Below are 25,131 nucleotides of genomic sequence, written 5' to 3'. Positions count from 1 at the left end.
TCAGACCCTTTCCATGTTGCGCGACCAGCCGTCCGGCAGCGCGCCCATTTTGTCGTGTGCCGCCGCGTATTGCGGGGCAAGCATCCGTTGCAGCGCCGCGCGGCGGCCTTCGTCAAGCGCCAGCGCGGGGCTTGAGTTGCGCGGCTCGTTGAAAACAGCCTTATGCGAGGCGATACCGAGGAAGGTGCAAAGCGTGTCGAGCGTCTCTTGCTCAAACAAGTCCTCGTAAAACAACACCTTCACCGTATCACGCGGCAGCGCGTCCAGCTTGGTGAGCACGCTGGCATAGTCGCTGCGTTGGAAAATCTCGGTTTCCTCGCCGCGCAATGTGCGATCCACCAGCGTATTGGCCACCTTTTCCACATCCGCAGCCCCGCCCCGCTTCACGCGGTTGGCCGCCTGAAAGCGGCACTGTGACCAAAACCGTTCTACCGGGTCGCGCATGATGAACAAAAACCGCGTCTGTTCGACCAGCCCGGCCATCATGGTGAGGCGGGAGAGCGGCAACATGCAATAAGCGGGCGTAAAATCGGCAACCACCTTGGCCTCGCCTGCCCGTTCATAAAGCACATCAAGATAGGCGCGTGGGTCTGCCTCGCCGATCATCAGCGCGGCCAAAAGCCGCTCCAGCCCGGCGATCCGGCGGCGCACACGCGGCGCGCGCCCTTCTTCCTGCCCGGCTTCAATCCGCTCGACGCGGTCGCGCTGGCTGGTGATCTGGCGGATCAGCATGTCCTGATGCCAGTTCGCAAGCACGCCCTCGACCGTGTCGAAATAGTGCATCTCTTTCACAAGCGGCATTGCGCACTCGGGGTGCCCTTCGAGATAGCTGTAAAGCCAGCTCGTGCCGGTTTTCGGAGCACCGATCCCATAGAGCAATGTTGCCCGTTCGCCCATCTGGCCTAGCCCTTGGCCTCTTCGGGTTTCTCATCGCCGGGCAGGATGTATTCAGCCCCCTCCCATGGCGACATGAAATCAAACTGGCGGTATTCCTGCGTTAGCTGCACCGGCTCATAAACCACCCGCTTTTCAACCTCGTCATAGCGCACCTCGGTATAGCCCGTGGTGGGGAAGTCCTTGCGCAGCGGATGGCCGCGAAAGCCATAATCGGTGAGGATGCGGCGCAGATCGGGGTGGCCCGAGAACATGATCCCGAACATATCAAAAACCTCGCGCTCCAACCAGTTGGCGGCAGGGAATTGCTCCACGATCGAGGGCACCATTTCTTCATCGCGCACCGCAGCGCGCAGGCGGATGCGGTGGTTCTGGTACATGCTGAGGAAGTGGTAAACCACATCAAAGCGCTTTTCGCGCTCGGGGTAATCCACCGCCGTAACGTCGATCAGCGTCGAAAAGCGGCAGTTGGCGTCGGCTTTCAGAAACTCGACAAACCCCGGCAGGTTTGACGGGGCCACATCGACATTCAGCTCACCAAAAGACACATCCCACGCAACCACGCAATCGGGCCGCTTCATCTCGATATGCTGGCCAAGCTCGTTGAGGGCTTCAGTCATGCTCTTTCCCTTCTGGGGTCGGGGTAAAAACCACCCGGTGCGCCGCTTAGCGCACCAGTGTCCCGGTGCGGCGGATACGGCGCTGGAGTTGCAGCAACCCATACATCAGCGCCTCTGCGGTCGGCGGGCATCCCGGCACATAAATGTCGACCGGCACGATCCGGTCACAGCCACGCACCACCGAATAGCTGTAGTGGTAGTAACCGCCGCCATTGGCGCAGGAGCCCATCGAGATCACGTAGCGCGGCTCTGGCATCTGGTCGTAAACCTTGCGCAGCGCCGGGGCCATCTTGTTGGTCAGCGTGCCGGCCACGATCATCACGTCGCTCTGGCGCGGGCTGGCGCGCGGCGCGATCCCGAAACGCTCGGCATCGTAGCGCGGCATCGAGGTGTGCATCATCTCAATGGCGCAGCAGGCAAGGCCAAAGGTCATCCAGTGCAGGCTGCCGGTGCGCGCCCAGTTGATCAGATCCTCGGTGGAGGTGAGCAAAAAGCCCTTGTCCTGCAAGTCACGGTTCAGTTCCTGAAGCGCATAATCCTTGTCGGCCCCGGCAGTGTTGTCGCCCGTCATCACTCCCATTCCAGCGCTCCCTTCTTCCACTCATAGGCAAAGCCCACGGTCAGCACCGCGATAAACACCATCATTGACCAGAAAGCCGCCATCGAGATGTCCTGAAAGGCAATAGCCCACGGGAACAGGAAGGCGATTTCCAGATCGAAGATGATGAAGAGGATCGCGACAAGGTAGAACCGCACGTCAAACTTCATCCGCGCATCGTCAAAGGCGTTAAACCCGCATTCGTAGGCGCTCACCTTCTCTGCATCGGGGTTGCGTACCGCCAAAACTACGGCCGCCAGGATCAGCACGAGGCCGAGCGCAATGGCGACACCCAGAAAGATGACGATGGGCAGGTATTCACTGAGCAATGTGTCCAAGACCGGCTCCTTAATTCACGCGGGCCTTGGCGGGGCGGCAGAAGGGCCCCGGGCACACGTGTCGTGGCTAGCTCCGGTCTTACCCCTGCCCCGCGAGAGGGTCAACCGGCAGGCCCCTCAATTTCCGGGTGATTTGACGCGGTTGGCGCGGCTGTCATTCCGCCGCCATCGCGGGCTGGAAACTGCCTAAAACATGATCGGCCAGCGCCTCGGCGGCGCATCCGGCATCTTCCTTTTGCAACATGCGCAATTGATAGCGCCCGAGGTCCTCCAGCCCGTGCCGTTTGCCCAGCCGCTCATGGCCCGCCGCTAGCCCTGACGCCGGCATCGGCGTGATCGCCAGATCCGCCTCCATTGCCGCAACCAGCGCCTTGCCGTTCTCGCTGGTATAGGCCACCCGCCCCTCTCGCCCCAGCTTGGTCAGGCTCTTCAGTGCGGATGTGCGCCAGGCACAGCCCTCTTCGGCCAGCGCCATGGGCAACGGATCGCCCTGCCAGGCCCGCCCGCCCCGCTTGCCCGCCCACACCAGCGACTCCTCATGCACCAGGCGGCCGGCACCTCCGTCAAAGGCGCACACCGTGTGCAGGCTCACATCAAGCTCCCCGGCCTCAAACATCCTGCGCAGTTGCTCGGATGGTTTGAGATACACCCGCAAATCCACGTTTGGATGGGTGGCGGCAAAGCGGGCAAGGATCGTTGGCAAGTGGTGAATGCCAAAATCCTCATGCGCCCCAAGCCGCACCAACCCGGCCAGTTTTGGCTGGGTAAACCGCGCCATCGCCGCTTCGGAAACCCGCATGATTTCCTCGGCATAGCTGTGAAACACCTCGCCGTCGGCGGTGAGTCGCACCTCACGGGGCAACCGCTCAAACAGGCTGCGCCCCAGTTGCTCCTCAAGCCGCTTCATCTGCATCGAAACCGCCGAGGGCGTGCGCAACACCCGCTCGGCAGCGGCGCTGAAACTCCCCGCCTCGGCAATCGCGAGGAAGGTGCGCACAAGATCGGTATCAAGGGCCGGAGCGGACATCGGTTATCCTTCAATTTTTCTGAACGATATGGTCAATGTTATCCGTTTGATTGAACGCTCGTCAAGCCTCACCCTTGGATCAGCAAACAAGGAGACAGCCCAATGACCGACTTCCCAATGACACCCGCCGCCGCGCACCTTCCCATCCTGCGCAGCCTCATCACCCGCCTCGCCCGCGCCATTCGCCTGAATTTTGAGGTCCGCGCCACGCTCAGGGTCAACCGCCGCCGCGCCGCCGCCCTTTCGCGGCTCGATGACCACCTGCTGCGGGACATCGGCCTCACCCGCGCCGACGTGAACGAGGCGCTCACCCCTCCCGGCGATCTGAGCGATACCCTCGCCCATCGCGCCACCGCCAACCGCGCAGCCGACCTTGAGCGCCCGCGCCTGCGGGCACGCTAAGCCTTTGCTCCAGCGTGGAAATTCGCCCTACCCCAGCCGCGCCAGCAACGCCGGTGATGGATTGCCCGTCACCGGCAGCCCGGCCTCGCGCTGGTAAGCTTCAATCGCGGCCCGGCTCTTGGGGCCAAGCACCCCATCGGGTTTGCCCACATCAAAGCCCGCGCGGTTCAGCAATTCCTGCAAGCGTTTGCGCTGCGGCTGCGTCAGGCCATAGCGGTCTGGCCCAAACTTTTGCCTCAGCGGCCCGCCGCCCGCGATCCGGTCCGCCAGATAGCCCACCGCCAGCGCGTAGCTGTCCGAATTGTTGTAACGCTTGATCACCCGGAAATTCCCGCTGACAGAAAAGCGCGGCCCGCCCGGATCGGGCTGCATCGTGCCGCTCGCGTCCTCGCGTGACCAACCGCCTCCCCGCGCCCAGCCATTGCGCGAAAGGTAAGCGGCGGTCGAGGCCAGCCCATCCGCCGGGTTTGCGCCCCAAATGTCACGCCGCCCGTCGCCAGTAAAATCCACCGCAAAAGCCAGATAGCTCGTCGGGATGAACTGGGTATGCCCCATCGCGCCCGCCCAACTGCCGGTCATCCGCTCAGGAGAGACATCCCCCGCTTGCAGGATCTTCAGCGCCGCAATCAACTGCCCTTCAAAAAACGCCCCGCGCCGCCCGTCATAGGCCAGCGTCGACAGCGCCGAAATCACCGGAATATCGCCCATTCGGGTGCCAAAATTGCTCTCGACGCCCCAAATCGCGCAAACGATCTGCGAGGCAACGCCGTATTTCGCCTCTACCGCGTCCAGCACCCGCCGTTCGCGGGCATAGGCGGCCCGGCCCTGCTGCACCTTCTCTTCGTTGGCCACCAGTGAAAGGTAGTCCTCGAAACTGCGCTTGAATTCGGTTTGGTTGCGGTCCCGCTCAACCACGCCGGGCAAAAACCCGGCGTTGCGGAACGCCCGCGCGATCACATCCTCACGCAAGCCCTTCGCGGCAGCGCGGCCCCGAAACGCCGCCACCCAGGCATCATACCCGGCATTGCGCTGCGGCCTCAGCCCCGGATCAACCGTGGCAACAGAGCCGCCATCGGCAAACCGATCCGCCCCGCCACAGGCGCTCAAAAGGGACAGGGCCGCCCCGGAAAGTAGAAAACTGCGTCGCTCGATCATCGGGTGTCTCCCCGCTTGCCTCTTTGGCGCGAGGCTAGCGGATCACGCGGGGCGTATCCAGAGAAGTCTCAGCCCGGTCAAGCGGGATTGCGCCTTTCAAAAACCGCCGCGATCCCTAGGGCGCACCGGCAACGCCTGCACCCACCCCAAACGGGATCATCCCGCGCACCCGGCTGTGAAATACCGTTTCACCCGCCGTTGCGCATGGCACGCGCCATGGCTCCGGCCTCGGCCAGAACATCTTTATCAAGCCCGGTTTCATAGCCGAGTTCGGCCAGCCGAACCGCCACCGCCTCGGTCGCCACATTGCCCGCCGCACCCGGCGCATAGGGGCAGCCGCCCAACCCGCCAACCGCAGCATCGAAAATCCGCAAACCGCGCGCCAGAGCCACCTCGATATTGGCCAGCGCTCCGCCACTGGTATCGTGGAAATGCCCCGCCAATTCCTCCGCCGGGACTTCCTCGAGCACTGCGGCCAGCATGGCATCCACCCGTTCGGGCACCCCGCGCCCCAGCGTTTCGCCCAGCGATATCTCGGCGCAGCCCATCCGGCGCAAGGCCCCGGCCACCTTGGCCACCGCTTCGGGGGCAATCTCGCCGTCAAACGGGCAATCGGTCACGACCGACACATAGCCGCGCACCGGCACCTCATCCGCCTTGGCGGCCTCCAGCACCGGGGCAAAACGCTCAAGGCTTTCAGCGATCGAGCAGTTCAGGTTGGCCTTGCTAAAGCCCTCGCTGGCGGCCGCAAACACCGCCACCCCATCGCAACCCGCCGCCTTTGCGCGCTCATAGCCGCGCATGTTTGGCGTCAACGCCCAGTATCCCACGCCCGGCGCACGGGTGATCGCGGCCATCACCTCGCCCGAGGCCGCCATCTGCGGCACCCACTTGGGGCTGACAAAACTCGCCGCCTCGATCCGCTTGAACCCGGCGCGCGAGAGGCAATCAATCAGCGCCACCTTGGCCGCCACGTCAATCACCGCCGCCTCGTTTTGCAGCCCGTCCCTTGGCCCTACTTCAAAAATCTCAGCCTGCATCATCCCTCCCACGGCGCGTAGAAATCGCGCTCATAAAGCAGCTTTTCGCCGGGTTGTGGCAGCGCAGCCTTGAACGCCGGGCGCCCTTCGATCCGCGCCCACCACGCCGCCAGCGCCGGGCGCTCGCCGATCCGGTGAAACCGCTGCGCGGAATAGACCGCCTGCCCCACAGCCACATCCGCCGCCGAAAACCCGCCATCCAGCAGGTAATCGCGCCCGTTCAACCGCTCTTCCAGCGCATCAAGGCACTTGCCGGTCCGCGCCGCTTCCAGTTTTGTCACAACGGGCGAGCGCATCGCATCATCAAAAAGCATGACGTGCTGCTGGGTCAGCGCCGCAACATGCTGGCTGATGGTTTCCGAAAAATGGAGCCACGACAACCACTCCGCCCGCTCCGGTTGCCCCGGCATCCGCCCCAGGCCACCTTCGGGAAAGTGCTCGCACAACAGTTCGATGATCGCGCCGGATTCCCACCAAACCTCGTCGCCCACCTCAAGGCAGGGCACCCGGCCCGCCGGATGCAGCGCCAAATAGGATGGAGAGCGCAGCGAGCCGTCCATCGCATGCTCCACAAGCTCAAATTCAACGCCAAGCTCATTGAGCAGCCATAGCACCCGCATTGAGCGTGTCTGGGCAGAATGGTGCAACTTCACCGCACGCCCCCCCTGCGCCTGATCTGCATTTTCGCCTTCGCTCACGATTCTTCCCCCTCCAGTTCAACGATCAGCGCCCCGGCGTCCAGCTGGTCTCCCTCCGTCACCGCGCAGCGTGCCACCACGCCGTCATAGGGCGCGCGCATCACGTGTTCCATCTTCATCGCTTCCATCACCGCAAGCCGGTCGCCCGCTTGCACGCTGTCGCCCTCGCGCACATGCAAGGCCCGCAACACGCCGGGCATAGGGGCCAGAACCGCGCCCTCGCTCGTCTCTTCGCCACCGCCTTCCAGCGGGTCTGCCAAGGCAAAGACCATCGGCTCCGCACCATAAACATAAACCGCATTGCCAATCCGCTCGGCATGCGCCTGCATCGTCTGGCCATCAATGCTCCAGCCCTTCGGCCCGCGCTCACAGTGAAACGACGCTTCCGCGATCTGCACCCGGTAGGCTGCGCCGCCAAGGGCAGCCACGCGCCCCTCAAAGGCCACCTCGCCGCGCATCAGCTTCACCGGCCACTCGAAAGGTTGCCAAAGCGCAAAGCCCTCATCAACCGAGGCCTCGCCCAGCCCCAGCGCTTCCACGGCGGCAAGCGCAAACAGCGGGCCACCTTCCAGCGGTTGCACCAGCGCGTCAACCTCGCGGCCAATCAGCCCGGTTTCGACATCCCCGCTGCGAAACGCCTCATGCCCCACCAGGCGGCCCAGGAAGCCCAGGTTGGTAACAACCCCCGCCACATCGGTTTCGGCCAGGGCCCGCGCCAGGGCGGCGCGCGCCACCTCGCGGTCTTCGCCCCAGCAGGTGAGCTTTGCGATCATCGGGTCGTAATGCGGGCTGATCTCATCGCCCTCTTCCACCCCGGTATCCACCCGCGCCGGGCCAAAGCGCAGCCGCTCCAGCCGCCCCACCGCAGGCAAAAAGCCCGCTGCCGGGTCTTCGGCGTAAAGCCGTGCTTCCATCGCGTGGCCGGTGATCGCCAGATCATCCTGCACCGCTGGCAGCGGCTCGCCCGAGGCCACCCGCAACTGCCATTCCACCAGATCAACCCCGGTGATTTCTTCGCTCACCGGATGCTCCACCTGCAAGCGCGTGTTCATCTCCATGAACCAAAAGCCATCAGCCCGCAGCCCGCCGGCCCCGTCCACGATAAACTCCACCGTGCCCGCGCCCGAGTAGCCAATCGCCTCGGCGGCCCTTACCGCCGCCGCGCCCATCGCTTCGCGCACCTCGGGGACCATGCCGGGGGCCGGGGCCTCCTCGATCACCTTCTGATGGCGGCGTTGCAAGCTGCAATCACGCTCAAACAAATGCACCGCACGGGTGCCATCGCCAAAAACCTGCACCTCAATGTGGCGCGGATGTTCGATGTATTTCTCGATCAGCACATCGCCGTTGCCAAAGGCGCCAAGCGCCTCGGCCCGCGCGGACTCTAGCGCATGGAGGAAATGCGCCGCATCCTCCACCAACCGCATCCCACGGCCTCCGCCGCCCGCCACCGCCTTGATCAGAACCGGATAGCCAACGGCCTCCGCCTCAAGCTCAAGCCGGCCGGGGTCTTGCTCTTCGCCGTGATAGCCCGGCACCACGGGCACGCCCGCCGCCTCCATCCGCGCCTTGGCCGCATCCTTCAGCCCCATCGCCCGGATCGCTGCCGCATCCGGCCCGATAAAGGTGATGCCCTCGGCGTTACAGGCTTCCACGAAATCCGGGTTTTCGCTGAGAAAGCCATAGCCCGGATGGATCGCCTCCGCGCCCGTTGCCTTGGCCGCAGCAATCACCTTGGCCATATCAAGGTAGCTCTGCGCACTTGGCGCAGGCCCGATCAGCACCGCCTCGTCGGCCAGCGCCACATGCCGCGCATTTGCATCCGCCTCGGAATAAACCGCAACCGAGGCCACGCCCAGCTTGCGACAGCTTTCAATCACCCGGCAGGCGATTTCGCCTCGATTGGCTATGAGAACCTTATGAAACATCCCCGCCCTCCATTAGATATCGGTGCCGATAGATCAGATTTGGCCGCGCCCCGGTGAGCAGGTAAAACCCAACCACCAGCGCCGCGATTACCTCTGCTATCGCCCAGATTTGCACACCCCACACCAGCTTCAAGCCGGTGGCAAAGTCGATCAGCATCATGGCGCAGCTGGCAATGCCAAGCCACGCCGCCGGTGCCACCCGGAAAAACAGCGCCACAGCCGCGAGACCAAAGATGATGATCTCCAGCCCGAACCACACGCCGGAAAAACCGTAGGCCCAAAGCACAAAGCGCCAGGCCGCCATCGCCACAAAGAACAAGATTACCCCGTAGAGCGCCAGATTAAGCCGCCCCTGCGGGTGCTTGCCCACCATCTGCGGGGTCACATAAACCCACCTCTGCCCGGACACCGGATCAACCGGGCCGGGGGTGAACTGCCCGTCGGGCTTGCCGTCGCTCATCGCCCTCTCCTCACATCCGAAATACGCCAAAGCGTGTCTCCTCGACAGGCGCGTTCAGCGCCGCGCGAAGCGACAGCGCCAAGACCTGCCGCGATTTGCGCGGATCAACGATGCCGTCATCCCAAAGCCTTGCGCTGGCGTAAAGCGGGTCTGACTGCTCGGCAAACTGGTCAAGCACCGGCTGCTTGAAGGCGGCTTCCTCGTCTTCGCTCCAGTTTCCACCACCGCGCTCGATCGCATCGCGCTTTACCGTCGCCAACACGCCCGCCGCCTGTTCGCCGCCCATCACGCTGATCCGGCTGGTCGGCCATGTCCACAGGAAACGCGGGCTATAGGCGCGCCCGGCCATACCGTAGTTGCCCGCGCCAAAAGAGCCGCCAACGATCATCGTCACCTTAGGCACCGATGTGGTGGCAACCGCGGTCACCAACTTGGCACCATGGCGGGCGATACCCTCGTTCTCATACTTGCGGCCCACCATGAAGCCGGTGATGTTTTGCAAGAAAACCAAGGGGATACCGCGCTGCGAGCACAGCTGCACAAAATGCGCGCCCTTCACGGCACTCTCCGAGAACAGCACGCCGTTGTTGGCGATAATCCCCACCGGAATCCCTTCGATATGGGCAAACCCACATACCAGCGTTTCCCCAAAGCGCGGCTTGAAGGCATCAAAGCGCGAGCCATCCACGATCCGCGCGATCACCTCGGTAATGTCCCACGGGCGGCGCGGATCAGAGGGCACGAGGCCAAGCAATTCCTCCGGGTCATAGGCCGGGGCAAGCGGCTCTCGCAACTCGGGGCGGGCCTCTGTGGCGCGGTAGCCTTCCAGCGAGCCTATTGCCTGGCGTGCCAAGGCCAGCGCGTGCGCGTCATCCTCGGCCAGCATATCGGCCACGCCGGAAAGGCGCGTGTGCACATCCCCGCCGCCCAATTCCTCGGCGGTCACTATCTCGCCTGTTGCCGCTTTCACCAAGGGCGGCCCGGCCAGGAAGATCGTGCCCTGCTCCTTCACAATGATCGACACATCGCTCATCGCAGGCACATAGGCCCCGCCTGCGGTGCAAGAGCCCATGACCACGGCAATCTGCGCAATCCCCTTGGCGCTCATCTGCGCCTGATTGTAGAAGATCCGGCCAAAGTGGTCACGATCCGGAAAAACCTCATCCTGGTTGGGCAGGTTCGCCCCGCCCGAATCCACAAGGTAAACACAGGGCAGCCGGCATTCCTCGGCAATCTCCTGCGCCCGCAGGTGCTTTTTCACCGACATCGGATAATAGGTTCCGCCCTTCACGGTGGCATCGTTGCACAGCACCATCACGTCGCGGCCCATTACCCGGCCCACGCCCGCGATCATCCCCGCTGCCGGGGCCGCGCTGTCATACATGCCATGCGCCGCCGTTGCGCCCACCTCAAGGAAGGGCGAGCCGGGGTCGAGCAACGCGGCCACCCGGTCACGCGGCAGCATCTTGCCCCGGCTCAAATGCCGCTCTTTGGCACGCTCGCCGCCGCCTGCCGCTGCGGCCTCAGCCGCCGCTTTGGCCCGCGCCAGCGCGGCCTCGGAGGCCGCTACATTTTCACGGTATTCATCCGTATTTACAGAAAGTTGCGATTTGATCTTCATGTTGTCTCCTCCGGCGCTGGCAGCAACTGTCGATGCATCAACCAGCGCACCCGATACCCATATCGTGCCGCCCGCGCGACATCCGTCTGAAAACTTGCGTTGACGCCCGCGCCAATCGCCGCGCCCGCCAGCGGCACTACCTGTGCCGCCTTGCGTTTGAGCAGGTCGGTGCCCAAGCCCCGCGCTACCCGATCAACCGCCTTGTCCACAACCCAATCGGCCCCTTTTTCGAGGATATAGCGCACCTCGGGTGATTGAAGTTCTCGCGCCAACTGGTTGACTTTCCCCAAGGAATCCTTCCTCGCCTCAAGCCCGCGCACCGTCGCCAGCTCCAACACCATCAGGCGATACACCAGCTCTTCATCGCCCGCCCCGGTAAAGCCATAGCACTGGCCGGTGGCCCGCACCGTTCGTGCAGCCAGCGAAATCGTCGCCGGAATGTCCAGCGTCATGCCCAAGCCACCAAACCAGCCCGCCGCCGCGCCCGACGCCGCGCCAGAGCCGGTTGACCAGCCCTGCACCCTTACGGCGGCCGCGTCACAGGACAGGATGCTGTCCATGTCATGGCTGCCCAGGTCACGCGGCAAGGTCAGCCCCGCGCCGCGATCCGCCATGATCAGCGCCTTGCGCAAGGTGCCCGGCGGCACGAAACGACGCAGGAAACGCCCCATCGGGGCCGTCGCCTTTTCGGCGCCGCGCCCCAACCGGCTGTAACGCTTTTCTTCATAGCGCTTTTGCTCGGCCAAAGCCGCCGCCAGCGCCGCCTCCAAACGGCGGTCCTTGTCCGGAAGATCATCTTGCGGCTGGCTCACATCTTCCCCACTTGGCTTGCAAGGCAAAGCGCCCGCCGCCCGGTGCCGATCATCAGGCATGAAATCATTGCAGGCCCCTGCCCGGTGCCGCCCGACCATTGCGCACGACCATGACCTCAGCGGCGCACCCTGCCCCTGAAATCCCCGCGCGGCCACAGGACCGCTGCGCCAGCGCCGAGCCGCTCAACCCAAAATGGATCAAGACCGCCGTCACATCGCCCCCATCAGCTCACGCCCCACCAGCATCCGGCGGATCTCGCTGGTGCCGGCCCCGATCTCCATCAGCTTGGCATCACGGAAAAGCCGTGCCACGGGGGCGTCGGCCATAAAGCCCGCGCCGCCCATCGCCTGCACCGCCTGATGCGCCTGCACCATCGCCTGCTCAGAGGCATAAAGGCAGCAGGCGGCGGCATCGGCGCGCGTCACCTCGCCCCGGTCACAGGCCTTGGCAACCTCATACACATAGGCACGGCTGGAGTTCAGCGAGGTATACATATCCGCGATCTTGCCCTGCATAAGCTGGAACGTCCCGACAGGTTTGCCGAACTGCTTGCGCTCCACCATGTAAGGCATCACCTCATCCAGGCAGGCCGCAATGATCCCCGGCCCGATGGCGGCCAGCACCACGCGCTCGTAATCAAGGCCGCTCATCAGCACCCGCACGCCGCCGCCCTCTTCGCCAAGCACGTTCTCAAACGGCACTTCAACATCCTCGAAGATCAGCTCGGCAGTGTTTGAACCGCGCATCCCGAGCTTGTCAAAATGCGGGCTGGTCGAGAACCCCGTCATCTCTTTTTCAATGAGGAAGGCGGTGATTCCCTTGGCCCCGGCCTCCGGGTCGGTTTTGGCGTAAACCACCAGCGTGTTGGCGTCCGGCCCGTTGGTGATCCAGTATTTCGTGCCGTTCAACCTGTAGTGATCGTTGCGCTTTTCGGCCCTGAGGCTCATCGACACCACATCGCTGCCCGCACTCACTTCGCTCATCGCCAGCGCGCCAACATTCTCGCCGCTCACCAGCTTTGGCAGGTATTTCGCCTTCTGCTCCGGCGAGCCGTTCAGGCTGATCTGGTTCACGCAGAGGTTGGAATGTGCGCCGTAGCTGAGGCTCACCGAGGCCGAGGCCCGCGCCATTTCTTCCACCGCAACCGCATGAGCCAGATAGCCCATGTCCGCGCCACCGTATTCCTCCGAAACGGTCACCCCCAGCAGGCCCAATTCGCCCATCTCGCGCCACAGCGGCGCGGGGAACTCGTTTGAGGAGTCCACTTCGGCGGCGATTGGCTTCACCCGCTCCTGTGCGAAGCGGTGCACCATATCGCGCAGCGCCTCAACTTCCTCACCCAGATCAAACTTCATAGACGCCAGAAACATGCCCGCCCCTCCCGGTTTATTGAACAAGCGTTCAAATAGTAGGACGCAGAATCTCCCCCGTCAAGAGATACTCTGACCCCCTGCAATCCGGGTGGCCGCAAATTCGCTCATCCCCTCATCCCGGCCCGCGTTGAAACAGGCCACCGTGATCGGGTCTGCCCCATCGGGGAAATGGTAAACCGCGTTCACGCAAAACGGCCCCGCGCCCGAGTGCCCAATCGCCCGCCCCACCGCGCCAACCTCCCCCGTCATCACCCCAAGGCCATAGCCACAAACTGTCCACGGCCTGCCCTCCAAAGCGCCGCCCAGCACCCGCCGCTCCAGCATCGCGTCAAGGCTTGGCCGCGATAAAATCTTCCCCGCCACCAAAGCCTGCAACAAGACCGCCGCCTCCCGCGCCGTGCCGATGAGGCAGCCGTGATAGACCCAACGCGGATCATAGCCATGCATCTCCCAATGCGTCGCGGCAAAAGCCTCTGGCGTTTCCGCCAGCGACACCTGCTCCAGCCCAAGCGGCCCGGTGATCATGTCCTTCACGACCGCCCCAAGGCCCATTCCCGTGACCGCCTCAATCTGCTCGCGGATCAGCATGTATCCAAGGTTGGAATAGCAAAAATCCTGCCCCGGCTTGGCAAACATCCCCTTGGAAAGCGCCACCTCCCACAGCTTCTGGCGTGGCCACGGCGCCTCTCCGGCGGCAACAGCATCATGGTAGGCCTTGAAGGGCCCGTAGTCTGGCAAGCCAGCGCGATGGGCCAATAGCTGGCGCAGGGTCCAGTCGCCGCCCTCGCACCGCGCGTCCAGCGCAAGCCGCCCATCCTCGACCAGCCGCAGGGCGCAGGCGGCGATCACCGTTTTGCCAAAGCTCCACCACGGGAACAGCGCCTCCGCATCGCCCTCAGCACCTTCCCGCCCCGAAGCGGTGATCCAATGGGCGTGCATCGGCGGTGCGCTCATCCCGCACTCGCGGTCTTCGCCTGGTACACCGCCCCCACCTCGGCGCGGATGATCCGGGCAATCAGCGCGCAATCCTCAAGGCTGAAGGTGAGCGGCAATCGCATGTCAATCAGCCCCGCGAGCACCGCATCGGTGCGCGGCAGCGCCTCTGGCGCGGCATATTCCCAATGGGCATAGCGCGAGGTAAAGCCCACCGGCGTCGCCCCGCCAAACCATTTCAGCTCCACGCCCCTTTTCGCACACCTCGCCAGTACCTCTTGCACCGCTTCCGGCCTCCAGCCGGGCAGCAGCACCTGGATCGAGGAGCCCACAAAGGCCTCGCCCTCGCCGCGCGCCACAATCTGCAAACCGGGCGTGCCGCGCAGGCCCTCTTCAACCACGCTGTAGCGCTCGTTCCAGCGGGCAATCTGGCGTGGCAGGTCCGCCAGTTGCGGCCGCAAGATCGCGGCGCGCAGGTTGTCCATCCGCCCCGAGATATTGGGCACCTCCATACGATGGCGCTCAAACACCTCTGGTCCCGGCGCCGCCAAATGCCGCTCATAAAGCATGTAGGAGCCTGAAAGCAGCACAGCCCGCGCCGCAATATCCTCGTCGTTGGTGATCAGCAGGCCACCCTCGCCCGAGTTGAGATGCTTGTAGGTCTGCGTCGAGTAGCAGGCCACCGCCCCATGCCGCCCGCTCGGCACGCCTTTCCAGGTGGCGCCCATGGTGTGCGCACAGTCCTCAACCACGGTGACACCCGCCGCATCACACAGCGCCATCAGCCGATCCATATCGCAGATGTGCCCGCGCATATGGCTCAAAAGCAGCACCTGCGCCTGCCCCAGCTTTGCGGCCAGATCGTCCTGATCAATCACCAGATCCTCGGTGACCTCCACAAAGATCGACCGCGCCCCAAGCGCCGCAATCGCCCCCGGCACCGGCGCCAGCGTGAAGGCATTGGTCAGCACCGCATCGCCCGGCTGCACCCCAACCGCCCTCAACGCCACCCCAATGGCCGAGCCGCCCGAAGCCGTGGCAAGGCAATAGCTCGCCCCGGTAAACGCGGCAAACTCCTGCTCCAGCAGCGCCACCTCGCCCGCCTCACCCGGCGTGAGGTTATAGCGATGCAATCGCCCATGCCCCAGCACCTCTTGCGCGGCCGCAAGCGACGCTTCTGGCAGCGGCTCCTGCTGGGTGAAATTGCCTTTGAATATCTCGCTCATCTCTGCACCCTGCGGCGCGGGTTGCGCCCCGTCAACCGGTCCCCTCGGCGAGCAAACGCGCTACAACGCCCGGCAACTCATCAAAGTGATCAATCGTCGCCTCAGGCTCAAGCGCCTCCACACCCCGCCCATCCGGACCGAAGGTGACCAGCACCGAAGGGCAGTTGGCCGCCCGCGCCGTCTTGCGGTCGGTCTCGGTGTCGCCCACCAACAGGCCGCGCGTGCCGCCTGCCTGCTCCAACGCGGCAAAATAGGGGGCCGGGTCCGGCTTTCTCACCGGCAGCGTATCGGCCCCGATCATCGAGCCAAACAACCCCCTGATGCCAAGCCGCGCCAGCAACTCCTCTGCCAGCCCCTCCGGCTTGTTGGTGCAAATGCCCACCGCAAAACCGTCATGGCGCAGCGCCTCCACCGCCTCTACCGCACCGGGATAAAGCTCGGTCTGCGCATCAATGTTCTCGCCATAAAACGCCAACAGCCGTGGATAATCCTCCTCCACCAGCGCCGCGCCATAGCCCTCGGCCCGCTCAACCCCAAGGGTCAGCATCGCCCGCCCGCCCCGAAAGGCCGTGCCCGCATCGCCAACCGGATCAAGCAACGCCCCCAACCCCCGCGCCTCAAAGCAGGCATTGGCCGCCGCGATCAGGTCTTTCGAGGTATCCGCCAACGTTCCGTCCAGATCAAAGATCACAGCGCGCATTTCTTGGCCTCCTGTCACATTCTGACACGTCAATTGAGGCCCCAGCCCCTTGCCGTTTCGGCCCTTGTCGATAAAACGGAGACAATCAGAATAAAAGGGCGGAAAAGAGCAGATGACCACCAGCCTCATCATCCTTGCGGCAGGCCAGGGCACGCGGATGCAGTCAGACCAGCCCAAGGTGCTGCACCAGATCGCCCATGCGCCGCTGATCGCCCATGCCATTCGCGCCGGCGCGTCCGTTGCGCCAGAGCGCATCGTCGTGGTCGCCGGGCACGGGGCCGAAGCGGTGGCAAAAGCCACCAATGAGGCCGCCCCCGAAGCGCAGGTCGTGCTGCAATCCGAGCAGCTCGGCACCGGCCACGCGGTGCAGCAAGCCCGCTCCGCTCTGGAAGGCGTCACCGGCGATGCCATCGTACTTTACGGCGACACGCCCTTCATCCGCCCCGAAACCCTCTCCGCCATGGCCAAGGCCCGCGCCTCTGGCCATGCCGTCGTGGTGCTCGGCTTCGAACCTGTCGACCCGGCCCGCTATGGCCGCCTCAAAATGTCTGGTGACAGCCTTGATGCCATCGTCGAATTCAAGGACGCCACAGATAAAGAACGCGCCATAACCCTCTGCAACTCAGGCGTTATCTGCGCGGATGCGGCAGAGCTGTTCTCGCTGCTCGATGATGTCACCAACGATAATGCCTCAGGCGAATATTACCTCACCGATGTCATCGCCATTGCCCGCGCCCGCGGCCTCTCCTGCGGGGTCGTCACCTGTGACGAGGCCGAAACCATGGGCATCAACTCCCGCGCCGATCTTGCCGCCGCCGAGGCCGCCTTTCAGTCCCGCGCCCGCGCCGAAGCCCTCACCGCAGGCGTCACCCTCACCGCCCCTGAAACCGTGTATTTCGCCCACGATACCCACCTCGGGCGCGACGCCACCATTGAGCCGCATGTTATCTTCGGCCCCGGCGTTACGGTTGAAACCGGCGCCACCATCCGCGCCTTTTCCCACCTTGAAGGCTGCCATGTGTCCACCGGGGCCATTGTTGGCCCCTATGCCCGCCTGCGCCCCGGCGCGGAGCTGGCCAATAACGCCAAGGTCGGCAACTTTTGTGAGGTCAAGAACGCCGAAGTGGGCGAAGGCGCAAAGATCAACCACCTCAGCTACATCGGTGATGCAACGGTTGGCGACGGCGCAAATATCGGCGCAGGCACCGTTACCTGCAATTATGACGGGTATTTCAAACACCACACCGAGATCGGCGCGCGCGCCTTCATCGGCTCCTCCACCATGCTTGTCGCCCCGGTTCGGGTGGGCGACGAGGCGCTCACCGCCTCCGGCTCGGTGATCACCCGCGATGTTGAAGATGGCGCGCTTGCCCTTGGCCGCGCCCGCCAAACCACCAAGCCCGGACTGGCGCGCAAACTCATGGGCAAACTCAAGGCCGCGAAGATGGCCAAGATGAAAGAGGCAAAGTAAATGTGCGGAATCGTTGGAGTTCTGGGCGATCACGAGGCAGCGCCGCTGCTGGTTGAAGCCCTCAAACGGCTGGAATATCGCGGCTATGACAGCGCCGGCATCGCCACCGTCAACGAAGGCACGCTGGAGCGCCGCCGCGCCACCGGCAAGCTGGTGAACCTGTCCGATAAGCTGGTGCATGAGCCGCTGGCGGGCAAGGCAGGCATCGGCCACACCCGCTGGGCCACACACGGCGCGCCAACCGAAAGCAACGCCCACCCCCACAGCTATGGCCCCGTCGCCGTAGTGCATAACGGCATCGTGGAGAACTTCCGCGATTTGCGCGAGGAGCTGGCCAGCCACGGCATCACCCCGCAAACCGAAACCGATACCGAAACCGTCGCCCTGCTCACCGGCCACTACATGGCCACCGGCCTCGGCCCCCGCGCCGCCTGTGAGCAGGTGCTCGCCCGCCTCGAGGGTGCCTTTGCGCTGTGCTTCCTGTTTGAGGGCGAAGACAACCTGCTCATCGCCGCCCGCAAAGGCTCTCCTCTGGCCATCGGCCATGGCGAGGGCGAGGTGTTCGTTGGCTCCGATGCCATCGCCCTCGCCCCGCTGACCGACAGGATCACCTATCTGGAAGATGGCGACTGGGCCGTGCTCACCCGTGACAGCATCGAGATTTTTGATGCCGCGAACCGCCGCGCCAACCGCCCGGTCAAAACCGTGTCCATCGACGCCACCCATATCGACAAGGGCGGGTTCAAGCACTTCATGGCCAAGGAAATCGCCGAGCAGCCCTCGGTGATTGGCGACGCGCTTGGCTTCTACCTCACCGAAAACGGCGTGCAGCTGCCTGAGCCGGGCCTTGATTTCACCCGTTTCGACCGCCTCACCATGGTCGCCTGCGGCACCGCCTTTTATGCCTGCCTCACTGCGAAATACTGGTTTGAGCAAATCGCCCGCCTGCCCGTCGAGGTCGATATCGCGTCAGAGTTCCGCTACCGCGAGCCACCGATCCCCGCCAACACACTGGCGCTGTTTGTGTCGCAATCAGGCGAAACCGCCGATACCCTCGCCGCCCTGCGCTACTGCGAAGACAAGGCGATGATCGCCTCCGTGGTCAACGTCTCCGAAAGCTCCATCGCGCGCGCCTCCGACATTGCCCTGCCCATCCTTGCGGGCACCGAGATTGGCGTGGCCTCCACCAAGGCCTTCACCTGCCAGCTCACCGTGCTCTTTGCCATGGCCATCAAGGCGGGCCTCGATCGCGGCACCCTCAGCGTTGAGGCGGCCAAGGCCCACCTCGCAGACCTCCAGTCGCTGCCCGGCCTGATGCACCACGCGCTCGGCGCGGACAGCGATATCAAGGCCACCGCCCTGCGCCTCGCCGAAGCCCGCGATGTGCTGTTCCTCGGCCGTGGTGCGCTTTACCCGCTGGCGATGGAAGGCGCGCTGAAACTGAAGGAAATCAGCTACATCCACGCCGAAGGTTATGCATCGGGTGAACTAAAGCACGGCCCCATCGCCCTGATCGACAAGCACACACCCGTGGTCTTTCTTGCGCCCTCCGACGGGCTGTTCGACAAGACGATCTCCAACATGCAGGAAGTCATGGCCCGCGCCGGAAAGGTCGTGCTTGTGACCGACGCCAAAGGCGCAAAGGTCGCTGGTGAGGGCACTTGGCGGCAAATCATCATGCCCGAGGTTTCGCCCGCGCTGGCCCCCATCCTCTATGCCCTGCCCGCACAGCTCATCGCCTATCACACGGCGGTTGCCAAAGGCACCGATGTCGACCAGCCGCGCAACCTCGCCAAATCGGTGACGGTGGAGTAGCGGCCCCAAGGGCACCAAGCCCTATCGGGGCGAACGTAACAGCACACCGCTCGATGGAGCCACACGATGACCCTTGAAGATGCCCTCACCGCCCTGCGCACCGCCGCCGACCCAAGCCGCGCCGAGGGGCAGGCCCGCTATCACAAGCAATCGCGCGAGGTGCTCGGCGTGCCCAACCCGGTGCTGAATGATCTTACCAAGGAATGGCGGCAAAGCCTTGATGTGCCTGCCCGCGTCAGCCTCGCCAAAGCCCTCTGGCAAACCGATATCTTCGAGGCCCGCATCGCCGCCGCCAAGCTGCTCACCCAGGCCCGCCTGCGCCCGGATGACGGCGCTTGGGAGGTGATCCAAAGCTGGCTGCCCGATCTCGATTCATGGGCGATTGCCGATCACGCGATGATGGCCGGGCAAAAGCGCCTCACCGCCGATCCCACCCGCATCACCGCCATTGAGGGCTGGACCAGTTCCAATAGCCTCTGGGTGCGCCGCGCCGCCCTCGTGATCACCCTGCCCTATGCGAAAAAGAACAACCCAAAGCCCGAAGATCTCGCCATTCGCGAGCAAGTGCTTGGCTGGGCGCGCTCTTATGTGGGTGATCCTGAGTGGTTCATCCAAAAGGCGGTGGCGTGGTGGCTGCGCGATCTCTCAAAGCACGATGCCGCCCGCACCCGCGCTTTCCTCGATGGCCCCGGACAGGGGCTAAAGCCCTTTGCCCGCAAGGAGGCGGCCAAGTATCTGCCCGCCGCTTAACGCCCGCGGCGCGGCACTGGCCGCCTGACATTGGCCAGGTAGTATTGGCCACGTAGCACTGGCCGCCTAACCCGCAGGCCCGGCAAAAACCACAAGCTCCGGCAGCCCGGTCAGCGGCGCGCCAAGCACCTGAAACGCCGGCAGGCTCACCCGCGTCCCTGATCCGGCCGGCCCGCCCGAGGGGCGCAGCTCTACCTGCACGCTGTTGCCATTGCCCGGAAACTCCAGCCGCCCCGATTGCGCCACGCGCACCAGGGGCGTCTCGGCCCAAAATCCGGGGTCCGTTGGATCACCGAGCGAGGCAATGGTGGTGCCCAGCCGCTTTTCCGCCGCCGCCGCAGGCTTCGCCGCTGCCGCCTGCTTTTCGGCCTCTGTGGTGGTGTCAAACTGGTCCACGGTGCGGGCCGAGGCGGGCGGCTTCGGGGCAACCCCATCGCCCGGCTTTTCCACCTCGCCCCCTTCAACCATGGCTCCGGGGCCGGTCTTGCCCGTTTTCGGGGCAAACATGCCCTCGGTGCAACCCGCCAGCATCCCGCCCGCCATCAGGGCCATCACCATTCCACGCATCAATCCCACCGTTTGCCTCCTTTAGACCTTGGTCTTGCGCTCTGGCAATTTGCCTTGCTGCGCGACCTCTTGAGGATTACCTATACCCTATGGACTCACCCCTTATCGACCCTTTCCAACGCGCTATCACCTATTTGCGCGTATCAGTGACCGACCGCTGCGATTTTCGCTGCGTCTACTGCATGTCTGAAAACATGACCTTCCTGCCCAAGCGTGACCTGCTGACGCTGGAAGAGCTTGATACTGTCTGCACCACCTTCATCGACATGGGCGTCAAAAAACTGCGCATCACCGGCGGTGAACCGCTGGTGCGCAAAGGGATCATGGGTTTCTTCGAGGGCATGACCCGCCATCTTGAAAGCGGCGCGCTCAACGAGCTGACCGTCACCACCAACGGCTCCCAGCTGGAGCGGTTCGCGCCGCAGCTTGTGGCCGCCGGGGTGAAGCGGATCAACGTCTCGCTCGACACGCTGGACGAAGAGAAATTCGCCCGCGTCACCCGCTGGGGCCGCCTGCCCCAGGTCTTGCGCGGGCTCGATGCCGCACAGGCGGCTGGCCTGCGGGTCAAGCTCAATGTGGTGGCACTGAAGGGCTTCAACGAGGATGAGCTTTTCAGCCTCGTCGAGTTCTGCAAATCCCGCGATATGGACATCACCTTCATCGAGGTCATGCCCATGGGGGATCTGGGCGGTGAAGACCGGATCGGCCAATACTGGTCCCTCAAGGAGCTTCGCGCCCGCCTTGCCGAGCAATATACCCTGATCGACCTTGCCGAGCGCTCCGGTGGCCCCGCCCGCTATGTGGCCTTGCAGGAAACCGGGCAAAAGGTTGGCTTCATCACCCCGCTGTCGCATAACTTTTGTGAAAGCTGCAATCGTGTGCGGATGACCTGCACAGGCGAGTTGTTCATGTGCCTCGGTCAGGAAGACCGCGCCGATCTGCGGGAAGCCCTGCGCACCCATGGCGACAGCCCCGAACTTCGCGCTGCCATCCGCGCCGCCATCAACCTCAAGCCCGAGGGCCATGATTTTGACTATTCGCGCCAGGAGATCGGCGGCCAGATGTCCCGCCACATGAGCCACACCGGCGGCTAAACCAGCGCCATCAGCGGCGCTGGCACCAGCGGCGCGCTGCCGTCAGTAATAAACCATTCGGGCATCAAAGCCGAATCTCGCCCCTTTGACCGCCCGCTTCCCGCTTGACGCACAATTGGCAAGTTGGCCATCAAGACTGCTCAACTCGCCACGCACATCGTTGAAAAACGTGAAGTTGCGAATGATCTTCTTGCCATTCATCTCCAGCGACAACCCTCGCAAAACGCTCTTGGCGGTCCGCTTGAACATTGCGTTACGGCTATAGCCCGCGCCGCAAAGCTCAACCACGCCATCAACCGCGATGATTTTGTAACGAATGACATAGCCCTTTGCTTCCTCCCCCTTGATCTCCTCCCGTTGAAAACTGTCATCAACCTTGATCTGCCGCGTCACCTTGTTCTTGGCCGCCGCTTCCCCGGCCACACCAAGTGCACAAACCGCAATCAAAGCCCCCGCCAAAATCCGTTTCATATCTTCTCTCCGTAAACCAATATCCTTCCTTCTACGCTATCCGCTAAAATTTCGCTTGGAAACGCCAATTCCCGTATGTTTTGGAATTACCCGTTATTCCAAAACAATAAGCCCGGCGAGGCTCCAAACCTCCACGCCTCTGCCAATCCATGTCTTCTTCGAGGAAAAGTCGCTCTCAACCCGCGCCAATGGCAAAGCCACACGCCCCGTCGATCATCGTTTGCGCGCGTCCGACGGGGTCATCTCGAAACGTCGGTAAAACGTCCGGTTGAAATAGGACACATCACCAAACCCGGACTCAAATGCGATCTGGCTTATTTGCAAACCATCAAACCGGGCATCAATCAGCTTGTCCCGCGCCATCACCAGCCGTGCTTCCAATAAGAGCGATGAAAACGTCTGGCTGACCTCGGCAAACAATTTGCGAAGATAGCTCTCCGAAACCTTCAGCTCTTGCGCAAGCTCTCCGATACGAAAGCCGGGACGGCTGGCATTTCGCCGAATGGCAGAGATCGCCGCCACCCGCCGCGCACCGCGCACCCCCCGGTTCTGGGCCACAACCCAGGCATCGCGGTTGGCCCCGATCGCCAGCGAGGCCAGATCAAGCACATGCTTGCTCATAACCGATCGCGCCGATGCCGAGCCGCCATCGCCCAATGCCATGATCGCCTTGCAATACCCCGCCAAAAGCCCCAACGCCTCGTCGCCGTCACGGATCACCGTCATGCCCAGCCGGTCAATGTCGGCCACGCGGTCGGTCAATTTCTCAACGGGTAGGTTCAGGGTCAAAAACTTGCCGGGGCGCAGCAAGGTCCGCCCGGCTTCATCGGAGCGGCGCACCAATCCCTCGCCCACAGAAACGCTTTGCCCATGCCGGCCCTGCTCAGCATACATCCACTCGTCTTCCTGTATCAGCAAGACGATATCGCTATTGCCATCGTTCAGCATGGATTTGGTGCGCGCACAGGAAATCGCGCTGATCTCGCCCTTGGCAATTATGATATCGCCCAGGTTCAGAAACGTCGTATCGTAATGCAGCGGGCTGCTTTCCAGCGGCTCAAAGTCCAGCCGAACGAACCGGTGCCCGAATTCCTCACGCCAAATGTCCAGCCGATCCTTTTCAGGCAGCCAGCTCGTCGAAAATCGCATTGGTGGGCCATGACGCCCGAAATTGGTTTGTTCAAAATTCAAAAAAGTTCCTCCAAATGGAGTCTTTTCCCAAGGTAAACCTGCGCCTGCCCCTCTGGGTTGTCAAGTTTCACAGGGCATTCGTCCCGCCATGTCCAAGTCACTGTCCCGTCTGGTCCAAGGCATTCGGCGCGCGGCTCGCTACTGTGACACCATTGAAACCAACCTTTATGAGGCCTCCATGACCACGCCCAATTTTCTCCCAACGCGCAGGCATTTCCTGCTTTGCACCCTCGGCGCCGTCGCGACCTGCGCGCTCCCTCGGATTGGCGCGGCAGAAACGCCATTCCAACCGCCTGAAACCGCGCCGGGTGACGACGGGTGGGAAAACTATGTTGACCCGCCAATGATAGATTCCGCCACCGCCGCCAGCCTCCGGCCAGAGCCCAATTCCCCCGAAGCGGCGGTTGTTCTGTTTCTGGCGAGCCGGATCCGGGGGGATCGCGCCTGGAAAGGCGCAATGTCCGGCGATCTTGACCGCAAAGGCAAGAAATCCGTGAAGACATGGAACAAGTGGAAGCTGAACGCGGCACAAATCAAGGCGCGCAAGATGCGCGGGGAGGATCGCGGGTATGTCAGCGTCTGGATGGACCTGACGATTGACGGCGACAAGGAAACCGGAACAGACGATTTCACCGTCAGGCGCGAAGCAGATGGCTGGCGGATCTCGGGTGTGCCCACCTGAAGCGCTTCGCCTTTACCCTGAGACATCAGATAAAGGCGAGGCGCGCGCAACGACCCTGCATCGCCCTGCGCTCCGCCAAAAGCTGTGATTCAGGTTTTTGGCGGAATGCTTCGGGGCAAAAGGACCGTTGGAAGCGGTGGCAGCGCCTCATTCAGGATGCCCCAGGAAATGCGCAGAGCATGGTCTTGATCTTCCAGCACGACAGCCGGCTCTGGCGCGGTTTCGGGGCGAAACAGCACATACCCCTCGGCGGAAATCGTCCCGGCTTCCTCGGGAAAGGCGGTATCCCGCGACAGCCCCACCACCAAGCCGTGCGCATCCGAGAGCCGTTGCAAATGCGCCAGCGGCACGGGGGTCAGAAACTCGATTTCCACGATAAACCCGACCTCTCCCTGTCCGGTCAGCTCACGAATGAGGATCGTATTCCTTTGCCCCAGCGCCGAGAAATACGACCCGGACGTGCCAGGCGGTGATGGGCTCTGCTCCCAGGTAAAAAGTTTCGCCTGATAGATATCCGCCGGGTCGACCGCCAGTTCCGCGCAAAGGGCCGCCGCAAGGTCATCCGCATCCTGCGTGCCGCCAACCAAAAGATCTGTCCCCAGCATCATCATTCATCGCAATTCGGAAATGGCCCCTCTTCCGTACCGGGCGGGGTGTGCATAACCTTGGTGCTTCCCGGCGGCAGCCCCTGCACCTCATCAATCCAGGCAAGCGCGGCGGTGACACCCGCCAGTGAGAATTCGGCAAACAGGAATTCATCCCGGCAGCCACCGAACTCAAAACCCAGACTATCCCCAAGGCGCAGGCGCTCCATGAGGGTCTCGGCGCTGGGACCGGTGAGATACAAGTCGTAAGTGCCCGTCAATCGGTGGGCCGGCCCTCCGCCCCGCAACACAAGTGACTCTTTCCAGAAGCTGGGGATCGGCTCTTGATCGTGGTGGCCCATGCGGATCACACTGGCGAACAGCCCAAGCGACAGCTTTGGCTCAACCCCGTCAAAGGTGATGAACATCGACCAGCCGCCCCCGTTCGGGTGCCGACGTAGCGCAAACACATGACTCACGTTCGGGTTCTGCGCTGACGCCAAATCCGAATAGCTGTAGGCGTCGCAGATACGGCCCTTGTCGCAAAAGGTGTGCCAATCCTTGAAACGGGCGCTCAGATTGTCCTGCGCGACGGCGGCATTTGGACCCGCAATGCCAAGTATGCCGAGACAGATCAGAATAAGGCGTGCCAAATGAGATAAAATTCCAAACATGCCACG

Annotated in this window: 27 protein-coding genes; 6 read left to right on the top strand and 21 right to left on the bottom strand. The window is 63.3% G+C overall.

The genetic code is table 11. The features are described 5' to 3' along the window. The 5 genes from P1U55_RS01770 to P1U55_RS01750 all read right to left on the bottom strand — a co-directional run bounded on the left by P1U55_RS01770 (nucleotide 1) and on the right by P1U55_RS01750 (nucleotide 3,477). Complete coding sequence (locus P1U55_RS01770) at nucleotides 1-897, bottom strand: sulfotransferase (protein ID WP_301045753.1); 897 nt, start codon at nucleotides 895-897, stop codon at nucleotides 1-3. A gap of 5 nt (nucleotides 898-902) precedes the next feature. Then, complete coding sequence (locus P1U55_RS01765; RefSeq protein ID WP_301045752.1) at nucleotides 903-1,514, bottom strand: NADH-quinone oxidoreductase subunit C; 612 nt, start codon at nucleotides 1,512-1,514, stop codon at nucleotides 903-905. A gap of 46 nt (nucleotides 1,515-1,560) precedes the next feature. Continuing rightward, entirely contained in the window at nucleotides 1,561-2,085 is a 525-nt protein-coding gene (locus P1U55_RS01760; RefSeq protein ID WP_301045823.1) for an NADH-quinone oxidoreductase subunit B family protein, read from the bottom strand. Next, on the bottom strand, nucleotides 2,085-2,450 hold the full coding sequence (locus P1U55_RS01755) for an NADH-quinone oxidoreductase subunit A (RefSeq protein WP_301045751.1): 366 nt from the start codon (nucleotides 2,448-2,450) through the stop codon (nucleotides 2,085-2,087). The genes P1U55_RS01760 and P1U55_RS01755 overlap by 1 nt, the downstream gene beginning before the upstream one ends. A 154-nt stretch (nucleotides 2,451-2,604) precedes the next feature. Continuing rightward, nucleotides 2,605-3,477 carry a LysR family transcriptional regulator gene (locus tag P1U55_RS01750; RefSeq protein WP_301045750.1) on the bottom strand — a complete coding sequence of 291 codons (873 nt, stop codon included), beginning with the start codon at nucleotides 3,475-3,477 and terminating at the stop codon, nucleotides 2,605-2,607. Between the two features lie 102 nt (nucleotides 3,478-3,579). Between P1U55_RS01750 and P1U55_RS01745 the strand changes: the two genes are divergently transcribed. Continuing rightward, a complete protein-coding gene (locus tag P1U55_RS01745; RefSeq protein WP_301045749.1) occupies nucleotides 3,580-3,879 on the top strand; it encodes a DUF1127 domain-containing protein in 300 nt (99 codons plus the stop codon). Between the two features lie 27 nt (nucleotides 3,880-3,906). On the opposite strand, the gene P1U55_RS01740 is transcribed toward P1U55_RS01745, so the two are convergent. The 11 genes from P1U55_RS01740 to P1U55_RS01690 form a co-directional block, all read right to left on the bottom strand. Then, nucleotides 3,907-5,034, bottom strand: a complete 1,128-nt coding sequence (locus P1U55_RS01740; RefSeq protein ID WP_301045748.1) for a lytic murein transglycosylase — start codon at nucleotides 5,032-5,034, stop codon at nucleotides 3,907-3,909. Nucleotides 5,035-5,222: 188 nt separating this feature from the next. Next, nucleotides 5,223-6,077, bottom strand: coding sequence for a hydroxymethylglutaryl-CoA lyase (locus P1U55_RS01735; protein ID WP_301045747.1), 855 nt, complete (start codon nucleotides 6,075-6,077; stop codon nucleotides 5,223-5,225). Continuing rightward, nucleotides 6,074-6,772 (bottom strand): glutathione S-transferase family protein, encoded by a 699-nt coding sequence (locus P1U55_RS01730; protein ID WP_301045746.1) that lies wholly within the window; start codon nucleotides 6,770-6,772, stop codon nucleotides 6,074-6,076. Before P1U55_RS01730 ends, P1U55_RS01735 begins: the two co-directional genes overlap by 4 nt. Beyond that, nucleotides 6,769-8,700: a biotin carboxylase N-terminal domain-containing protein gene (locus tag P1U55_RS01725; RefSeq protein ID WP_301045745.1), complete on the bottom strand. Its 1,932-nt coding sequence runs from the start codon at nucleotides 8,698-8,700 to the stop codon at nucleotides 6,769-6,771. The genes P1U55_RS01730 and P1U55_RS01725 overlap by 4 nt, the downstream gene beginning before the upstream one ends. Beyond that, a complete protein-coding gene (locus P1U55_RS01720) occupies nucleotides 8,690-9,160 on the bottom strand; it encodes a hypothetical protein (protein ID WP_301045744.1) in 471 nt (156 codons plus the stop codon). Before P1U55_RS01720 ends, P1U55_RS01725 begins: the two co-directional genes overlap by 11 nt. Before the next feature lie 10 nt (nucleotides 9,161-9,170). Further along, nucleotides 9,171-10,781, bottom strand: a complete 1,611-nt coding sequence (locus P1U55_RS01715) for a carboxyl transferase domain-containing protein (RefSeq protein ID WP_301045743.1) — start codon at nucleotides 10,779-10,781, stop codon at nucleotides 9,171-9,173. Next, nucleotides 10,778-11,593 (bottom strand): EcsC family protein, encoded by an 816-nt coding sequence (locus P1U55_RS01710; RefSeq protein WP_301045742.1) that lies wholly within the window; start codon nucleotides 11,591-11,593, stop codon nucleotides 10,778-10,780. The genes P1U55_RS01715 and P1U55_RS01710 overlap by 4 nt, the downstream gene beginning before the upstream one ends. 210 nt (nucleotides 11,594-11,803) lie before the next feature. Continuing rightward, a complete protein-coding gene (locus tag P1U55_RS01705; RefSeq protein ID WP_301045741.1) occupies nucleotides 11,804-12,964 on the bottom strand; it encodes an acyl-CoA dehydrogenase family protein in 1,161 nt (386 codons plus the stop codon). Nucleotides 12,965-13,024: 60 nt separating this feature from the next. Then, nucleotides 13,025-13,921 carry a serine hydrolase gene (locus P1U55_RS01700; RefSeq protein WP_301045740.1) on the bottom strand — a complete coding sequence of 299 codons (897 nt, stop codon included), beginning with the start codon at nucleotides 13,919-13,921 and terminating at the stop codon, nucleotides 13,025-13,027. Next, a complete protein-coding gene (locus P1U55_RS01695; RefSeq protein ID WP_301045739.1) occupies nucleotides 13,918-15,126 on the bottom strand; it encodes an aminotransferase class I/II-fold pyridoxal phosphate-dependent enzyme in 1,209 nt (402 codons plus the stop codon). Before P1U55_RS01695 ends, P1U55_RS01700 begins: the two co-directional genes overlap by 4 nt. Nucleotides 15,127-15,157: 31 nt before the next feature. Further along, nucleotides 15,158-15,826 carry an HAD-IA family hydrolase gene (locus tag P1U55_RS01690; protein ID WP_301045738.1) on the bottom strand — a complete coding sequence of 223 codons (669 nt, stop codon included), beginning with the start codon at nucleotides 15,824-15,826 and terminating at the stop codon, nucleotides 15,158-15,160. Between the two features lie 112 nt (nucleotides 15,827-15,938). Between P1U55_RS01690 and glmU the strand changes: the two genes are divergently transcribed. From glmU to P1U55_RS01675, 3 genes are all read left to right on the top strand, one after another. Further along, the gene (glmU, locus tag P1U55_RS01685; protein WP_301045737.1) at nucleotides 15,939-17,297 is read left to right on the top strand and encodes a bifunctional UDP-N-acetylglucosamine diphosphorylase/glucosamine-1-phosphate N-acetyltransferase GlmU; all 1,359 of its coding nucleotides are present in this window, start codon (nucleotides 15,939-15,941) and stop codon (nucleotides 17,295-17,297) included. Then, nucleotides 17,298-19,112, top strand: coding sequence for a glutamine--fructose-6-phosphate transaminase (isomerizing) (glmS, locus tag P1U55_RS01680; RefSeq protein ID WP_301045736.1), 1,815 nt, complete (start codon nucleotides 17,298-17,300; stop codon nucleotides 19,110-19,112). Nucleotides 19,113-19,178: 66 nt separating this feature from the next. After that, nucleotides 19,179-19,862 carry a DNA alkylation repair protein gene (locus tag P1U55_RS01675; protein ID WP_301045735.1) on the top strand — a complete coding sequence of 228 codons (684 nt, stop codon included), beginning with the start codon at nucleotides 19,179-19,181 and terminating at the stop codon, nucleotides 19,860-19,862. Nucleotides 19,863-19,928: 66 nt separating this feature from the next. Here P1U55_RS01675 and P1U55_RS01670 read toward each other — a convergent pair whose 3' ends face one another. Continuing rightward, nucleotides 19,929-20,429 carry a hypothetical protein gene (locus P1U55_RS01670; RefSeq protein ID WP_301045822.1) on the bottom strand — a complete coding sequence of 167 codons (501 nt, stop codon included), beginning with the start codon at nucleotides 20,427-20,429 and terminating at the stop codon, nucleotides 19,929-19,931. Between the two features lie 89 nt (nucleotides 20,430-20,518). Here P1U55_RS01670 and moaA point away from each other — a divergent pair, with 89 nt between their 5' ends. Continuing rightward, nucleotides 20,519-21,523, top strand: coding sequence for a GTP 3',8-cyclase MoaA (gene moaA / locus P1U55_RS01665; RefSeq protein ID WP_301045734.1), 1,005 nt, complete (start codon nucleotides 20,519-20,521; stop codon nucleotides 21,521-21,523). Nucleotides 21,524-21,565: 42 nt separating this feature from the next. Here moaA and P1U55_RS01660 read toward each other — a convergent pair whose 3' ends face one another. Together P1U55_RS01660 and P1U55_RS01655 are read right to left on the bottom strand one after the other, a co-directional pair. Beyond that, nucleotides 21,566-21,994 (bottom strand): hypothetical protein, encoded by a 429-nt coding sequence (locus P1U55_RS01660; protein ID WP_301045733.1) that lies wholly within the window; start codon nucleotides 21,992-21,994, stop codon nucleotides 21,566-21,568. A 213-nt stretch (nucleotides 21,995-22,207) separates the two neighbouring features. Next, complete coding sequence (locus P1U55_RS01655) at nucleotides 22,208-23,143, bottom strand: helix-turn-helix transcriptional regulator (protein WP_301045732.1); 936 nt, start codon at nucleotides 23,141-23,143, stop codon at nucleotides 22,208-22,210. A 130-nt stretch (nucleotides 23,144-23,273) separates the two neighbouring features. Between P1U55_RS01655 and P1U55_RS01650 the strand changes: the two genes are divergently transcribed. After that, nucleotides 23,274-23,867 carry a hypothetical protein gene (locus P1U55_RS01650; RefSeq protein ID WP_301045731.1) on the top strand — a complete coding sequence of 198 codons (594 nt, stop codon included), beginning with the start codon at nucleotides 23,274-23,276 and terminating at the stop codon, nucleotides 23,865-23,867. An 89-nt stretch (nucleotides 23,868-23,956) separates the two neighbouring features. Here the strand turns inward: P1U55_RS01650 and P1U55_RS01645 are convergent, their stop codons facing one another. Together P1U55_RS01645 and P1U55_RS01640 are read right to left on the bottom strand one after the other, a co-directional pair. Beyond that, nucleotides 23,957-24,472 (bottom strand): hypothetical protein, encoded by a 516-nt coding sequence (locus tag P1U55_RS01645; protein ID WP_301045730.1) that lies wholly within the window; start codon nucleotides 24,470-24,472, stop codon nucleotides 23,957-23,959. A gap of 2 nt (nucleotides 24,473-24,474) precedes the next feature. Next, a complete protein-coding gene (locus tag P1U55_RS01640; protein ID WP_301045729.1) occupies nucleotides 24,475-25,104 on the bottom strand; it encodes a hypothetical protein in 630 nt (209 codons plus the stop codon). Between the last annotated feature and the right edge of the window lie 27 nt (nucleotides 25,105-25,131).

Source organism: Vannielia sp. (genome assembly GCF_029212645.1).
Taxonomy (GTDB): domain Bacteria; phylum Pseudomonadota; class Alphaproteobacteria; order Rhodobacterales; family Rhodobacteraceae; genus Vannielia.
The sequence above is the reverse complement of the archived record's forward strand: the minus strand, read 5'-3'. Positions and strand labels throughout refer to the sequence as shown.